Origin of the sequence: Streptomyces sp. NPDC086835 (assembly GCF_044745705.1) — a bacterium.
Classification (GTDB): domain Bacteria; phylum Actinomycetota; class Actinomycetes; order Streptomycetales; family Streptomycetaceae; genus Streptomyces.
In genome coordinates this window covers 86,323-100,695 of the sequence record NZ_JBIVAU010000005.1, presented here as the reverse complement: position 1 = coordinate 100,695, position 14,373 = coordinate 86,323, and the positions used below count along the sequence as shown (strand labels likewise).

16 protein-coding genes are annotated in these 14,373 nt (G+C 71.9%); 12 read left to right on the top strand and 4 right to left on the bottom strand.

Annotated elements, in window-relative coordinates:
* Positions 1–11 precede the first annotated feature (11 nt).
* The 3 genes from ACIPJI_RS18310 to ACIPJI_RS18300 all read left to right on the top strand — a co-directional run bounded on the left by ACIPJI_RS18310 (position 12) and on the right by ACIPJI_RS18300 (position 2,690).
* On the top strand, positions 12–749 hold the full coding sequence (locus tag ACIPJI_RS18310; protein ID WP_402247299.1) for a class I SAM-dependent methyltransferase: 738 nt from the start codon (positions 12–14) through the stop codon (positions 747–749).
* A gap of 87 nt (positions 750–836) precedes the next feature.
* Positions 837–1,799: an AraC family transcriptional regulator gene (locus ACIPJI_RS18305; RefSeq protein ID WP_402247298.1), complete on the top strand. Its 963-nt coding sequence runs from the start codon at positions 837–839 to the stop codon at positions 1,797–1,799.
* Positions 1,800–1,826: 27 nt separating this feature from the next.
* Positions 1,827–2,690 carry a class I SAM-dependent methyltransferase gene (locus tag ACIPJI_RS18300; protein ID WP_402247296.1) on the top strand — a complete coding sequence of 288 codons (864 nt, stop codon included), beginning with the start codon at positions 1,827–1,829 and terminating at the stop codon, positions 2,688–2,690.
* A 75-nt stretch (positions 2,691–2,765) separates the two neighbouring features.
* On the opposite strand, the gene ACIPJI_RS18295 is transcribed toward ACIPJI_RS18300, so the two are convergent.
* On the bottom strand, positions 2,766–3,224 hold the full coding sequence (locus tag ACIPJI_RS18295; protein WP_307709317.1) for an RICIN domain-containing protein: 459 nt from the start codon (positions 3,222–3,224) through the stop codon (positions 2,766–2,768).
* A 173-nt stretch (positions 3,225–3,397) separates the two neighbouring features.
* Complete coding sequence (locus ACIPJI_RS18290; RefSeq protein ID WP_307709318.1) at positions 3,398–4,228, bottom strand: aldo/keto reductase; 831 nt, start codon at positions 4,226–4,228, stop codon at positions 3,398–3,400.
* Positions 4,229–4,478: 250 nt separating this feature from the next.
* Between ACIPJI_RS18290 and pqqA the strand changes: the two genes are divergently transcribed.
* From pqqA to ACIPJI_RS18255, 7 genes are all read left to right on the top strand, one after another.
* Positions 4,479–4,589 carry a pyrroloquinoline quinone precursor peptide PqqA gene (gene pqqA, locus ACIPJI_RS18285; protein WP_356620007.1) on the top strand — a complete coding sequence of 37 codons (111 nt, stop codon included), beginning with the start codon at positions 4,479–4,481 and terminating at the stop codon, positions 4,587–4,589.
* Positions 4,590–4,598: 9 nt separating this feature from the next.
* The gene (gene pqqB, locus ACIPJI_RS18280; protein ID WP_402247294.1) at positions 4,599–5,495 is read left to right on the top strand and encodes a pyrroloquinoline quinone biosynthesis protein PqqB; all 897 of its coding nucleotides are present in this window, start codon (positions 4,599–4,601) and stop codon (positions 5,493–5,495) included.
* Entirely contained in the window at positions 5,492–6,217 is a 726-nt protein-coding gene (pqqC, locus tag ACIPJI_RS18275; protein ID WP_402247292.1) for a pyrroloquinoline-quinone synthase PqqC, read from the top strand. The genes pqqB and pqqC overlap by 4 nt, the downstream gene beginning before the upstream one ends.
* Positions 6,214–6,474 carry a pyrroloquinoline quinone biosynthesis peptide chaperone PqqD gene (pqqD, locus tag ACIPJI_RS18270; protein ID WP_402247290.1) on the top strand — a complete coding sequence of 87 codons (261 nt, stop codon included), beginning with the start codon at positions 6,214–6,216 and terminating at the stop codon, positions 6,472–6,474. The genes pqqC and pqqD overlap by 4 nt, the downstream gene beginning before the upstream one ends.
* Positions 6,471–7,580 carry a pyrroloquinoline quinone biosynthesis protein PqqE gene (gene pqqE, locus ACIPJI_RS18265; RefSeq protein ID WP_402247288.1) on the top strand — a complete coding sequence of 370 codons (1,110 nt, stop codon included), beginning with the start codon at positions 6,471–6,473 and terminating at the stop codon, positions 7,578–7,580. The genes pqqD and pqqE overlap by 4 nt, the downstream gene beginning before the upstream one ends.
* 2 nt (positions 7,581–7,582) lie before the next feature.
* The gene (locus ACIPJI_RS18260; RefSeq protein WP_402247708.1) at positions 7,583–8,359 is read left to right on the top strand and encodes a Tat pathway signal sequence domain protein; all 777 of its coding nucleotides are present in this window, start codon (positions 7,583–7,585) and stop codon (positions 8,357–8,359) included.
* A gap of 207 nt (positions 8,360–8,566) precedes the next feature.
* Positions 8,567–8,923 (top strand): hypothetical protein, encoded by a 357-nt coding sequence (locus tag ACIPJI_RS18255; RefSeq protein WP_402247286.1) that lies wholly within the window; start codon positions 8,567–8,569, stop codon positions 8,921–8,923.
* 260 nt (positions 8,924–9,183) lie between these two features.
* On the opposite strand, the gene ACIPJI_RS18250 is transcribed toward ACIPJI_RS18255, so the two are convergent.
* Together ACIPJI_RS18250 and ACIPJI_RS18245 are read right to left on the bottom strand one after the other, a co-directional pair.
* Positions 9,184–10,983 carry an AMP-dependent synthetase/ligase gene (locus tag ACIPJI_RS18250; protein WP_402247285.1) on the bottom strand — a complete coding sequence of 600 codons (1,800 nt, stop codon included), beginning with the start codon at positions 10,981–10,983 and terminating at the stop codon, positions 9,184–9,186.
* 336 nt (positions 10,984–11,319) lie between these two features.
* Positions 11,320–12,201, bottom strand: coding sequence for a LysR family transcriptional regulator (locus tag ACIPJI_RS18245; protein WP_402247705.1), 882 nt, complete (start codon positions 12,199–12,201; stop codon positions 11,320–11,322).
* Between the two features lie 118 nt (positions 12,202–12,319).
* Between ACIPJI_RS18245 and ACIPJI_RS18240 the strand changes: the two genes are divergently transcribed.
* Together ACIPJI_RS18240 and ACIPJI_RS18235 are read left to right on the top strand one after the other, a co-directional pair.
* The gene (locus tag ACIPJI_RS18240) at positions 12,320–13,360 is read left to right on the top strand and encodes a bile acid:sodium symporter family protein (RefSeq protein ID WP_356619997.1); all 1,041 of its coding nucleotides are present in this window, start codon (positions 12,320–12,322) and stop codon (positions 13,358–13,360) included.
* A 252-nt stretch (positions 13,361–13,612) separates the two neighbouring features.
* Positions 13,613–14,014: a (2Fe-2S) ferredoxin domain-containing protein gene (locus ACIPJI_RS18235; protein ID WP_402247283.1), complete on the top strand. Its 402-nt coding sequence runs from the start codon at positions 13,613–13,615 to the stop codon at positions 14,012–14,014.
* Positions 14,015–14,373: the final 359 nt, after the last annotated feature.

The window sequence follows — 14,373 nt, the reverse complement described above, 5'->3', positions numbered from 1 at the left end:
TGCTGCCGGTCATGCTCGACTACGACCGTGAGGCCGACGCGTACGACGCCACCCGCGGTGGCGTGCCCAGGGCGGAGGCCGCCGCCGCGGCGGTCCTCGGCCTGGTTCCGGACCGGGCGCGCACGCTGCTCGACATCGGCTGCGGCACCGGCCTGGTGACCGAACGGCTGTGCCGCCCCGGGCTGCGCGTGCTCGGTTGCGACGCTTCGTACGGGATGGCCCGCAAGGCCACGGGCCGTGTCGGCGGCGCCGTGGTCCTCGGCGACGTACGGCGGCTGCCGCTGCGCGACGCGTCCGTGGACGCGGTCAGCGCCGTGTGGCTGCTGCATCTCGTGCCCCGGTCCGCGGCGGTCGTCGCGGAGGCCGCCCGGGTGCTCAGGCCCGGCGGGGTGTTCGTCACCACCGTCGACAAGGATGCCGGTCATGACGTGGACAGCGACATCGACACCGTTCTGCGCCCCCATCGCTCCTTCGCCGCCGCCTCCGACCGCGCCGACAGGATCGAGGAGTACGCCGCCGCGCACGGCCTTCGGCCGGCGGGCGGCGCGCGGTTCGCCGGACACGGCCAGGGCCGCACACCCCGCGGCGCCGCCACCGCCCTGACGGCGGGACGCTTCCGCTCCTGGTTCACCGACACGGACGGCGCGACGGCCCGCGCGCTCACCGCGGAACTGGCGCTGCTGCCCGGCCAGGACACCCGCCGCCCCGATCCGTCGTACACCCTGCGCGCGTTCCGCAAGGGAGGCTGACGCGGTCGGCGTTCCCGCAGGCCGTGCCGGTGTCGTCGGCAGGTGTCGCGGCCTTGCCGGCATACGCGTCCGTCTACGCTGGTGGCCATGGACGCTCTCGCCGGACTTCTGGACGGGCCGCGGGCCAGGGGGGCTTTTCTGCTGCGCATGGTGATGGAGCCGCCGTGGTCCGTGCACATCGACGACGAGGCCCCGCTCTGTCTCATGTGCGTGACCCAGGGGGAGTCGTGGATCGCCCCGGCCTCCGGCGAACCGGTGCTGCTGCGGCCCGGTGACGTGGCGATCGCGCGCGGACCGGAGCCGTACACGGTCTCCCACGCGCCCGGTTCGGAGCCGCAGGCGAGAATCGGACCCGGCGGCACCTGCCACACCCTCCAGGGGGAACCGCTCGCCCAGGCCATGCGGCTCGGCGTGCGGACCTGGGGCAACGCGCCCGACGGCTCGACGTCCATGCTGATCGGCACCTACCAGATGAAGGGCGAGGTCAGCGGCCGGCTGCTGGACGCACTGCCGCCGCTGCTGCACCTGTCGGCCGAGGTGTGGAACCACCCGCTGATGACCGTGCTCGACGAGGAGATCGCCCGGGACGACCCCGGCCAGAGCGTGGTGCTCGACCGGGTGCTGGACCTGTTGCTGATCGCGGTGCTGCGCACCTGGTTCTCCCGCCCGGACGCGGAGGCCCCCGCCTGGTACCGGGCCATGGGCGACCCCGTGGTCGGGCAGGCGCTGCGGCTGATCCAGGACGGCCCGGCCCGCCCCTGGACCGTAGCGACGCTGGCCGCCGAGTGCGGGGTCTCCCGGGCGGCGCTCGCCCGGCGCTTCAACGACCTCGTCGGCGAGCCGCCGATGGCCTACCTCACCGGCTGGCGGCTCGCGCTCGCCGCCGACCTGCTGCGCGAGAGCGACGCGACGGTCGAGGCGGTGGCCAGGAAGGTCGGCTACAGCGGCTCGTTCGCGCTGAGCGCCGCCTTCAAGCGGGTACGGGGCATCAGCCCGCAGGAACACCGAACGGGTGGCGCTTTGCCGGAACGGCAACAAAGCTCGCCGTAATCGCAGGTCCCGGTCCACTCTGTGGCCATGAGCCATCACCACGAGTCCACACACATCGACTGGGACGAGCACGCGCAGCTGCTCGAGCGGGGCGCGGAGCTGCAGAGCCCCATGTACCGGCAGACCGCCGACTGGCTGCGCGAACTGGTGCCGGCCGGCGGCGTCCGGCGCGTACTCGACATCGGCAGCGGCCCCGGAGTGATCACCGGCCTGTTGGCGGAGGCGTTCCCGTACGCCGAGGTCGTCGCCGTGGACGCCGCCGCGCCGCTGCTGGAACGGGCCGAGGCGCGCGCCGCGCGTAACGGCCAGGCCGACCGCGTCCGTACGCATCGCGCCGAACTGCCCGACGGCATCGAGGACCTGGGGGAGGCGGACCTCGTCTGGGCGGCAGGATCCGTGCATCACCTCGGCGACCAGCGCGCCGCGCTCGGCGCGCTGGGCCGCCTGGTGCGGCCGGGCGGTCTGATCGCCGTCGTCGAGGGCGGGCTGCCGGCCCGCCATCTGCCGCGCGACTTCGGGATCGGCAGGCCCGGCCTGGAAAGCCGGGTCGGTGCCGCCGTCGACGAGTGGTTCGCGCGGATGCGGTCGGAGCTGCCCGGTGTGAAGGACGAGGCCGAGGACTGGCGGGCACTGCTCGCCGCGTCGGGGCTGACGCCGAGCGGCACACGCTCGTTCCTCCTCGACATTCCCGCGCCCGCGCCGGCGGCGGTGCGGGAGCAGTTGGTGTCCGCCTTCGCGTGGCAGCGCCGGTTGGTCGAGGGGCTGCTTCCGGACGAGGACATCGCGACCCTGGATCGGCTGCTCGACCCCGAGGACCCGGAAGGGCTGCTGCGCCGGTCCGACGCGTACATGCTGTCCGCGCGCACCGTGTTCACGGCCCGCAAGGACTGAACCGGGCGCAGGGACCGAACCGGACGCGCGGCCGGAGGGGACGCGGGGGCTGCGGCCCGAACCCGGTCCGGCCCGTCAGGAGGGCACCGGCTCCAACCGCCACCACTGGCCGGGGGAGTCGGTGTCCTCCCACTGCTGGACGTTCGCCCCGTCCTCGCTCGAACCGCCGGCGACCTCCAGCAGCAGTCCGCTGATGAAGCTGACGATGGTCACCGTGCCCGGCGAGTCCAGATGCTGTTCGACGATCCACTCCTGGGCGCCGAAGTTGTTCGCCTTCCACTGCTGGACGTTGGCGCCGTTCTCCGTCGAGGCGTTCGCCACGTCGAGGCGTTTGCCACCGGCGACGTTGACGAAGTGGTACAGGCCGTTGCCGTTGGGCACGGGCTCGATACGCCACTGCTGGGCGGGCGAACCGTTCTCCTTGCCCTGCTGGACGTTGACGCCGCTGCCGCCGCGTCCCCCGAACACCTCCAGCAGCAGCCCGCTGCCGACGTTGCGCACCAGGTAGACCCCTGGCTCAAGTGGCCCGTTCACGTCCCCGCCTCCCGTCCGGCGCCTCCCGGTGGGAGGCGGGGATCATCGTCGCATCCGCCACCGACAGTGGCCCGCCGCGGCGGCGCCGCGCCCGCGACAGCGAACGGCGGGCCGGTTCTCCGGCCCGCCGTTCACCGTCCTCGAAGGCTCCTCGTCCCCGTGGCGCGGGCCGCTCAGGAGTTGACGTCCGCCGGCTCCGGACCGAGCCGCCGGCCCTCGTCCAGAGCGGTGAACGCCGCCAGGTCGTCGGCGTCGAGCTCGAAGTCGAACACGTCGATGTTCTCCTGGATCCGGGACGGGGTCACGGACTTGGGGATGACCACGTTCCCGACCTGGAGGTGCCAGCGCAGCACCACCTGGGCGGGTGTGCGGTCGTGCTTGCGGGCGACCGCGACGACCGTGGGCGCCTGGAGGAGGTCCTTGCCCTGTCCGAGCGGTGACCAGGCCTCGGTGGCGATGCCGTGCTTCGCGTGGAAGTCCTTGAGCCCGGACTGCTGGAGCTGCGGGTGCAGCTCGACCTGGTTCACCGCGGGGACGACGGACGTCTCGCCGATGAGGCGCTCGAGGTCCTCGACGCGGAAGTTGGACACGCCGATGGCCTTGGTGCGGCCGTCGGCGAGGATCTTCTCGAAGGCCTTGTACGTGTCCACATAGGTGTCCTTGGCCGGCATCGGCCAGTGGATCAGGTACAGGTCGACGTAGTCGAGCCCCAGCTTCCCGAGCGAGGCGTCGAAGGCGCGCAGGGTGGAGTCGTACCCCTGCTCGGAGTTCCACAGCTTGGTGGTGACGAACAGCTCCTCGCGGGGGATCCCGGAGCCGATGACGGCCTTGCCGGTGCCCGCTTCGTTCCCGTAGATGGCGGCGGTGTCGATGCTGCGGTAGCCCGCCTCCAGGGCGGTGGTGACCGTCTGCGTCGCTTCGTCGTCGGGCACCTGCCAGACACCGAAGCCGAGTTGCGGCATCGCGACGCCGTTGTTGAGGGTGATGAAGGGGACCTTGCTCACGAGCGGTCGATCCTTACGTCGTCGGTTGGGTACTCCCATGGTCAACGATCATCTCGGTGGACGCATTCCCGCCTTCGAAGTTGGCGCGATACCGCTCCGTGATCCTCGGTCCAGACCATTGACCGTGACCCGTCAGCGCGGGACTCTGCTTCAGGTGGCTGAACGACGCACACCGACATGAACCCTGTGTCGGTCTGCTCGGTCCAGCGGCACGCCTGACCCCCACATCTCAGGAAGGCAGGTCCACGCCATGAAGGACACCAAGGAGACGTCGGAACCGACCTCTCGCTGGCAGACCCCCGAGTTCGAGATCGTCGAGACGGCACTCGAAGTCACCGCCTACGCGCTCACCGACCGCTGACCCGCCGCCGTGCTGCTGCAGGTGCTCGGCACCGCGGCGGGCGGCGGAGTGCCCCAGTGGAACTGCGCGTGTCCCGGCTGTGCCGGGGCACGCGCGCATCCGCACCGGCGCCGCCGTCACGCCTCGCTCGCCGTGCGAGCGGACAGGGCCGGCTGGTTCCTCGTCAACGCCACCCCCGACATCGGCGACCAGATCGAGAGCAGTCCGGCGCTGCTGCCCGGGCCGGGACCACGCGAGTCCCCCCTCGCCGGGATCGTCCTCACCGACGCCGAACTCGACCACACCCTGGGCATCGCCAGGCTCCGCGAGGCGGACGGCATCCACATCATCGCCACCCCTCCGGTGCGGCACGCGCTGCTCGGGCGGCTTCACCTGGGCGAGGTGCTCGCCCCCTACACCCGCGTCGACTGGCGCGAGCTGGGCCGCGAAGGCGGACCGCTGCTCCAGGGCGGCACCGTGGAGGTGGCCGCCGTACCCGTTTCGGCCAAACGGCCGCGCTACGCCGCCGGCAGCGGCCCGGACGACCCCACCTGGGTCGTCGCACTCCGGCTGCGGGACACGGCCACCGGCCGGAGCCTGCTCTACGCCCCCGCGCTGGCCAGTTGGACGGACGAGCTCCAGGAGGCGGCGGAGCAGGCCGACTGCGTCCTCGTCGACGGCACCTTCTGGGACGAGGACGAGCCGGTGCGCCACGGACTCTCCGGCGCCACCGCGACCGGCATGGGCCACCTCCCCGTCACCGGCCGGCACGGCACCGCGCGGCGCCTCGCCGGTCTACGGGGCCGCTGCCTCTACACCCACCTCAACAACACGAACCCCCTCACCGACCCTGACGCCCCGCAGCACGCACAGCTCGCGGAGTGGGGACTCGAGGTGGCCGCGGAAGGGATGGTGATCGAGCTGTGAACACGGCCGAAGCGCCCGTGACCGGAACCGGTGAGCCGTGGAACGCCGAGGAGTTCACGGCCCGGCTGCGTGCCGTGCCCGCCGGGCACTACCACGACCGCCACCCCTTCAACGTGCGGATGCACGAAGGCGCCCTCACTCCGGCGGAGCTACGCCGCTGGATCATCAACCGCTTCCACTACCAGCGCCACATCCCCGTCAAGGACGCCCTGATCCTCGCCAAGTTGGGGGAGCCGGCGCTCCGCCGGGCCTGGCTCCGCCGGATCCAGGACCACGACGGCGTGGTCGAGGGCGAGGGCGGCATCGAGCGGTGGCTGCGCCTCGGCGAGGCCGCGGGCATCGAGCGGTCACAGCTCCGGTCGGGCGCCGGCGTCCTGCCCGGCGTGCGGCTCGCCGTCGACGGGTACGTCAACTTCTGCCGGCTGCGCTCCCCGCTCGAAGCCGTGGCGGCCTCGCTGACCGAGCTCGCCGCCCCCGGCATCATGCGCACCCGCATCGACGCGTTCGAGCGGCACTACCGGTGGATCGACGCCGAAGGGCCGGCGTACTTCCGCGACCGGATCGGCCAGGGCGGCCGGGACGGCGCGGAGGCCCTGGGACTCGTCGTCGCCTGGGCGGGGACGAGACGGGAGCAGGAGGCGGCCGTCGCCGCGCTGTCCTTCAAGTGCGATGTGCTGTGGTCCCTGCTGGACGCGGTGGACCGGGCGGGTGAGGACCGGTGACCGGCGCCTGGAAACCGGTGCTCCGGCGGTCGGCCGTCCTCCGGCACGACCGGGTCCGCGGCACGGACCTGCTCGTGCTGCCGGAACGGGTGGTCGTCCTGCGCGGCAACGCCGGGTCCGTCCTGCGGCTCTGCGACGGCGCCCACGACGTCGACGCGATCGTCGCGGAACTGTCCCGGCGCCACCCCGGGGCGCCGGTGGCCGACGAGGTGCCCGGCTTCCTGGGAAGGCTGCGCGAGGAGGGACTCCTCGTATGAACGACGTCCCACCGTTGAGCGACGTCCCGCCGCCGTGGGCGCTGCTCGCCGAGCTCAGCCACGGCTGCCCGCTGCACTGCGCCTACTGCTCCAACCCGCTCGAACTGGTCGCCCGCACGGCGGAACTGACGACCGCGCAATGGGCGGACGTGTTCCGGCAGGCCGCCGACCTCGGCGTCGTGCAGAGCCACCTGTCCGGCGGCGAGCCCCTGCTGCGCCGCGATCTCACCGCGATCGTCGCCGCCGCGGACGGCGCCGGCGTCCACACCCAGCTCGTCACCAGCGGTGTCGGCCTCCATGAGAAGCGGCTCGCCGAGCTGACCGGGGCAGGGCTGCGCAGCGTGCAGCTCTCGGTGCAGCACGCCGACCCGGCCGCCTCCGAACTGATCGCGGGCGCCCGCTCGTTCGCGGCCAAGGAACGCGCCGCCCGGCTCGTACGGGAGGCGGACCTGCCCCTCGGCCTCAACGTCGTCCTGCACCGTGGGAACCTCGACGCGATCGACGCACTGGTCCGACTCGCGCTCGCCTGGGGCGCCGAGCGGATCGAGCTGGCCAACACCCAGTTCTACGGCTGGGCCCTGCGCAACCGCGACGCCCTGCTCCCGGACCGCGTCCGGATCGCCCGCGCCCGTGACCGCGTCGAGCACTGGCGCCCCCGGCTGGCCGGCCGGCTCGAGCTGGTGTGGGTCGTGCCCGACTACGTCGAAGGGACGGCGAAGCCGTGCATGGGCGGCTGGGGAGCCCGCTCCCTGACCGTCGCACCGGACGGCAGCGTCCACCCCTGCCCGGCGGCCGCCGCGCTCCCGGGCCTGGACCCGCCGAGCGTCAAGGACCACACGCTCGAGTGGATCTGGCGCCACTCGAAGGCCTTCAACCGCTACCGAGGCGAGCAGTGGATGCGGGACCCCTGCCGCAGCTGCGAACTGCGCACCAGGGACTTCGGCGGCTGCCGGTGCCAGGCCCACGCCCTCACCGGCGACGCCACGCGCACCGACCCGGCCTGCCGGCTCTCGCCCGACCACACGCTCGTGCGCGACCTCGTCGACCGGCCGGACAGTGTGCTGCCGGCCGTTCCCGGCTACCTCTACCGCAAGGAAGGACGATGAACATGAACGCATCCCGCAGGGCGGTGCTCGGCGCGGCACTCGGCGGCGCGGTCGCCGCCGGACTGCCCGCGACCCCCGCGAGCGCCGCCTCCTGGCAGCTGCGCTGGTCGCCCTCCGCGAGCCGCGACGGGCTCCGGGCCTTCGAGACGATCGAGGACGACCGGGCCGGCTCGCACCCGTCCGGCGCGCCCCACATCCGCACCGAGGGCGACAACTTCCGCTTCACCATGCACACGGCCGACCGCGACACGCACACCGACCGGCAGCGCCACGAGGTCACCGGCTGCCGCAACGGCGATGCGTACCTCCGCTGGACGTCCGGACAGACCTGGCGGATCACCTACTCGATGTTCCTGCCCAGCTCGCTCAAGGCGACCACCACCTTCACCCACATCATGCAGATGAAGCAGCCGGGCACCGGCACGTCGCCGATCGTCGTCCAGTCGCTGCGGCGCGTCGGCGGCGTGCAGACCATCGAGCTCAAGGTGTTCACCGGGGACGTCCTCGTGGGCCGGACCGACCTCGCACCGCTCCACGACAAGTGGACCGACGTCGACCTGCGGATGAAGATAGGCAACGGCACGTCCGGCACCGTGCGCTGGATCCTCAAGAGCGGCGGCGCCACGGTGATCGACACGTCCAGGTCGGGCGTCGACACCTTCCTTGCCGACCGTGTCCGCCCCAAGTGGGGCATCTACCGTTCGCTCGGGGACACTTCCGGCTCGCTCCAGAACTGCCACATGCTGCTCACCCGCATGCGGGCCTACCAGCTCGTCTGAGAGGTCGCCGACCCGGCCACCGTCCATCGTCCGCAGGGAGTTGGCCGAGCCGTGCCGGCGGCCTGGCGCTTCGAGCGCCGTGGCCCTCCGACGCAGGGTGAGGCATCGGCGTGTTGCGCTCAAAATGGTGCAAACATGGCTTAGCTTCCTCTTCGTACGGTTCCACCCATCACTCATCACGTCGAATCTGACGGAAGTGGAGATGTTGTGCGCAAGATTCGCAGTGCTGCCCTGGTGGCTGCCATGCTCGGCTGTGTCAGCATGTTCGGGGCCGGTGCCGCCTCGGCTGCCGGTGCCTACGGCGACGAGGGCGACAAGGGCAACAACGGCAACAGCGACACCAACGTGGTCGTGTGCGAGCAGGATGCTCGGATCGGCGACGAAACTGTGCAGTTCGGCCTGCTCAACGTCGCGACCGGGCCCATCGCGCTCCTCGGCAGCGGCCCGGCGTCCAATGCCACGATCCAGCAGCAGTGCAGTGGCGACGACAGCGTGGCCATCAGTGACTCCGAGGCCACGTCGGAGGGGCTCGAGATCGGTGACATCAGCCTCGATCTTCTCTAAGACGCGGGACGCGTACCAGCGCTCGACGGCGAGCGAGAAACGGGCGTACCCGTTGAGCTCGGCCGACTCGGGCGGCAGCAGTGAACAACTGCTGTTCGCCCGTCCTGCGGGCCGTGGTACCTGGTCTGTCGACTGCTGAAACCGCAGAAGGGCGCTCTCCAGGCCCGTTGCGCAAGGCGGTCGGTTGACGGCCTGCGAGCTGTTCATGCAGACGCTCGGCCGGGAACTCCCGGCCGAGCGTCTTGCGTGCTGAGGCCTGCTCAGCCGTAGAGGGCGTCGACCTCGGCGGAGTAGGCGTTCTCGATCGCCTTCCGCTTCAGCTTCAGCGACGGCGTCAGCAGCCCGTGCTCCTCGCTGAAGGGATGCGCCAGGATCCGGAACGTACGAATCGACTCGGACTTGGAGACCAGGGTGTTCGCTGCGACCACCGCGCGGCGGATCTCCATCTCCAGGTCCGGGTCGCGCACCATCTCCGCGGGTGGCAGCGGCGGCCTGCCCTGGATGGCCAGCCAGTGCTCGACCGACTCCTGGTCCAGGGTGACGAGCGCCGCGATGTAGGGCCGGTCGTTGCCGACGACGATGCACTGCGCCACCAGAGGGTGCGCGCGCACCCGCTCCTCCAGGCCTGCGGGCGAGACGCTCTTGCCGGCGGAGGTCACCAGGATCTCCTTCTTCCGCCCGGTGATGGTCAGATAGCCGTCCTCGTCGAGCGCGCCCAGGTCGCCGGTGGCGAGCCAGCCGTCGTGCAGCACGGCGTCGGTGGCCTTCGGGTCGCCCAGATACCCCTGGAAGATGTTCCCCCCGTGCAGCCACACCTCGCCGTCCTCCGCGATGTGCACGGTCGTGCCGGGGATGGGCAGGCCGACGGTGCCGTAACGGGTGCGCTCGGGCGGGTTCGCGGTGGCGGCGGCCGTCGACTCGGTGAGTCCGTAGCCCTCGAAGATGGTGACACCCGCGCCCTCGAAGAACAGACCGAGCCGCCGGTCCATGCCGGAGCCGCCCGACATCGCATGGCGCACCCGGCCGCCCATCGCGTCGCGGACCTTCCCGTACACCAGCTTCTCGAAGAGCTGGTGCTGCATGCGCAGACCGGCGGAGGGGCCCGGGCCGAGACCGAAGGCCCGGTGCTCCAGAGCCTCCGCGTACTTGACGGCCACCTCGACCGCCTTGTCGAAGGCGCCCACCTTGCCGGCGCTCTCCGCCTTGCGGCGGGCGGCGTTGAAGACCTTCTCGAAGATGTACGGGACGGCCAGGATGAACGAGGGCCGGAAAGCGGCCAGATCGGGCAGCAGTGCGCTCGCCTGGAGCACCGGCTGGTGGCCCAGTTTGACCCGCCCGCGGATCGCGGCCACCTCGACCATCCGGCCGAAGACGTGCGACAGCGGCAGGAACAGCAGAGTGGAGGCCTCGTCGCCCGGCTTGGAGTGGAACACCGGCTCCCACCGGCCGGTCATCGTGTCCGCCTCGAACATGAAGTTGGAGTGGGTGAGCACGCAGCCTTTGGGGCGGCCCGTGGTGCCGGAGGTGTAGATGATCGTGGCCACCGAGTCGGGCGTCACCGCCCGCCGGTGCCGGTGCACCACGTCGTCGTCGATGTGCGCGCCCGCCGCGACCAGTTCCTCCACCGCGCCCGTGTCCAGCTGCCACAGCCGCTTCATGAGCGGCAGCCGGTCGATCACCGAGCCGATCGTCATGGCGTGGTCCTCGTACTCGACCATGCAGGCGGAGACCTCGGAGTCGTGCAGCATCCAGAAGACCTGCTCGGCCGACGACGTCGGGTACAGCGGCACGGACTGGGCGCCGACGGTCCACAGCGCGAAGTCGAACAGCGTCCACTCGTAGCGCGTACGGCTCATCAGGGCGACCCGGTCGCCGAACCGGACGCCGTGCGCGAGCAGCCCTTTGGCCAGCGCCAGCACCTCGTCGCGGAACTGGGCCGACGTCACGTCCTGCCAGCGGCCCTCACGGTCCTTGCGGCCGAGCGCGACGTGGTCGGGGTCGTCGAGGGCATGGTCGAAGACCGCGTCCGCAAGTCCGCCGACCTGAGGCGCCGCGGCCATGGGTGGGACAGTGAACTCGCGCAATGGCTGCTCCTTGTGGCGCTCCGCACAGCGCCGTGACCGTACCCCACGATTTCATCGGGCGGGAGGGTCCTCGTGAACTGTGGACGAAAGACGTAGGCACAGGTCAGCGGTGGTGAGCGAGGAGCGGACGGCCGCAGGGGAGCCGCTTACTGACTCGTCGGTAAGGAGTCCGGCCGTCAATCTCCACCGAATCTGTACGGCGTGATCACCGCCGCTCTACGGGTGACGGTCCCGGTCCGTACCGGATGGAACGCTTCCGTCGAGTTTGCTCGGCACCCCGCCCCGTCGCCGTCGCCAGGGCTGCGGTTGCCCTCAGTGGGGCACGGGGCCGTGCAGCCGGTCGCCCGCCGCCAGCAGGGAGGCGGCCAGCGCCTGAGCGGCATCCTTGGCCGCGTCCCTGCGGCGGCCCTGGAGAAGCACGAAGTCGACGGTCCCGAGCTCGGGCAGTCCCGCCCGGTCCGGCACCGTCACCAGGCCGGGCGGGATCAGCCCGCGGGTGTGGGCCATCACGCCCAGACCGGCGCGGGCGGCGGCCACCAGTCCGCTGAGGCTGCCGCTCGTACAGGCGATACGCCAGGGCCGGCCGGACTGCTCCAGCACCTCCAGGGCGCGGGCCCGGGTGACGGCCGGCGGCGGGAAGAGGATCAGCGGCAGCGGGCGCTCCGGATCCACCCGCAGTCCCTCGGCCGAGATCCACACCATGCGGTCCCGCCAGACCAGCTCGCCGTGCGTGGCGCCGGGGCCGCGCTTGGCGAGCACCAGGTCCAGCCGGCCCGCCTCCAGCCGCTTGTGCAGGGTGCCCGACAGCTCCACGGTGAGCTCGAGGTCCACCTCGGGATGGTCGCGGCGGAACGCCTCGAGGATCTCCGGCAGCCGGGTCAGTACGAAGTCCTCCGACGCGCCGAACCGCAGCCGCCCGCGCAGCCGGGTTCCCGTGAAGTAGGCGGCGGCGCGCTCCTGCGCCTGAAGGATCGTGCGGGCGAAGCCGAGCATGGCCTCGCCGTCCTCCGTCAGCTCCACGCTGTGGGTGTCACGGCTGAACAGCGGCCGGCCGGTGGCGTCCTCGAGCCGGCGTACATGCTGGCTGACCGTCGACTGGCGCAGCCCCAGCCGGCGCGCGGCCTGCGTGAAGTTCAGCGTCTGCGCCACGGCCAGGAACGTACGCAACTGGGTCGGGTCGTACACGCCGCCCATCGTAGCCGCGGCCATCGCGGAACGTGATGACAGTGAGTGCGGTGTACGGGATTCCCGATCGGTCGTTCGGAGAGGACCATGGAGAGGGCACGTCCTGAACCGAGAGCAAGTGGAGCACATGAGCCGCCGCACCCCGCGCCTGCCGTCCTGGCTGCCGATCGATCCGTACATTCTGGCGCTGCTCGGGACCGTGGCTCTCGCGGCACTCCTGCCGGCATCCGGCCGGGCGGCCGACGTCGCGGGCGGGGCGTCGACCGGCGCGGTGGCCCTCTTGTTCTTCCTCTACGGCGCGCGGCTCTCCACGCGCGAGGCGCTCGACGGACTGCGGCACTGGCGGCTGCATGTCACCGTGCTCGCGGCCACGTTCGTGGTCTTCCCGCTTCTGGGGCTGGCCGCCCGCGGGCTCGAACCGGCCGTGCTCACGCCCGAGCTCTACAGCGGGCTGCTCTTCCTGTGCCTGGTGCCCTCCACGATCCAGTCGTCGATCGCCTTCACCTCGATGGCGCGGGGCAACGTGCCCGCGGCGATCTGCGCGGGTTCCTTCTCCAGCCTCGCCGGCATCGTCCTCACGCCGCTGCTGGCGGCCGTGCTGCTGGGCGGCGGCGCCGGCGGCTTCTCCGCGGACTCGCTGCTGCGGATCGTGCTCCAACTCCTTGTGCCGTTCCTCGCCGGCCAATTGCTGCGCCGCTGGGTGAGCGGCTTCCTGGTCCGTCACAAGAAGGTGCTCGGGTACGTCGACCGCGGCTCGATCCTGCTCGTCGTCTACACGGCCTTCAGCGAAGGCATGAACGCCGGCGTCTGGCACCAGGTCACCCCCGTGCGGCTCGGCGCGCTGCTCGTCGTCGAGGCGGTGCTGCTGGCGGCGATGCTGACGCTCACCTGGTTCGGCGCGAAGCGCCTCGGCTTCGGGCGGGCGGACCGGATCGCGATCCAGTTCGCGGGTTCCAAGAAGAGCCTCGCGGCGGGACTGCCCATGGCGACGGTGCTGTTCGGGGCGCAGGCGAGTCTCGCGGTGCTGCCGCTGATGCTCTTCCACCAGATGCAGCTGATGGTCTGCGCGGTGATCGCGAAGCGCCGCGCCCACGACCCGGACCACACCACGCCGGCCCCGCGCCGTGCGGCCGCACCCGACTCGCCTGCCGCGCTGCGAACCCGATGAAGGCGCTCCGTGCGCGTCCGCCACGCCAAGGACCGGGCCGGGCCGCGTCTCCGCGTCGGCTCAGCCGGTCGGGCGGTGGGCGTGGGCGTGGCGACTTCTGCCGCGTCTTGCGACGGCGTCACAGTGACGGTCCGCCCGCCTGCCGACCCGGCGGGCGGCCGGACACCCAGGGTCAGGGCGACCACGTGGACGTGTCCGGCATCACCGCGGCCCCGGCGCGGGTGTGGGTCGTACGGCTGGGAAGATCACCCGGTGACGACGTTCGCCATACGCCCCTTCGGCGCCCGCCCCTGCACCCTTGTCGTCTGCCGTGGTTGCTGCTGCGGCGACGCGCGCAAGAACCCCGGTACCGATCATGCCGGGCAACTCGCCAGACTGCGGGACGCCGCCGCCGCGTCCGGAGGGCGGCTCGCGGTGCGGACCAGTGACTGTCTCGGGCCGTGCGGTCAGGCCAATGTGATCGTGGTGCAGCCGTCGACCGACGGCCGCCGCCGCGGGGCGCGTGCCGCGTGGATCGGCTGGGCGCTCGACGACGACGCCACCGACGACGTGCTGGCGTGGGCGGCGGCCGGCGGGCCGGGGATCGCCGAACCGCCGGCGACGCTCACGCTCCAGATGATCCCGCCGCCGTCCGGCGGCGTCCGCACGCGGTAGCGGCGTTCGCCGGCCCGCGCCGGCACCTCGCGAACGCGGCCGGCAGGGACGGCGGCGGGGAAGGTCAGGTCAGCAGCTGCTGGACACTGGTTCGAATTTCGGCCATGGCTGCCCGGTAGAAGCGTGGCCCGTAGGACACGCGTGCCACACCCGGTTTCAGGAGCGTGGCCAGGTCCAGCTGCTCACCTGTGTTGCCGTTGACGGGCAGGGCGGTTCGGTGACGAGGGTTGCGATGTCGTCCTTCTCGCGCACGTTGATCGGGTAGACACGGTCGGCGCCGGCCTCCCGGTGCAGCCGGCCCCGCCGGATCGTTTCTGCGACCCGGTCCAGTTCATGCGTCGCGCTGTGGGCAGGAAGGT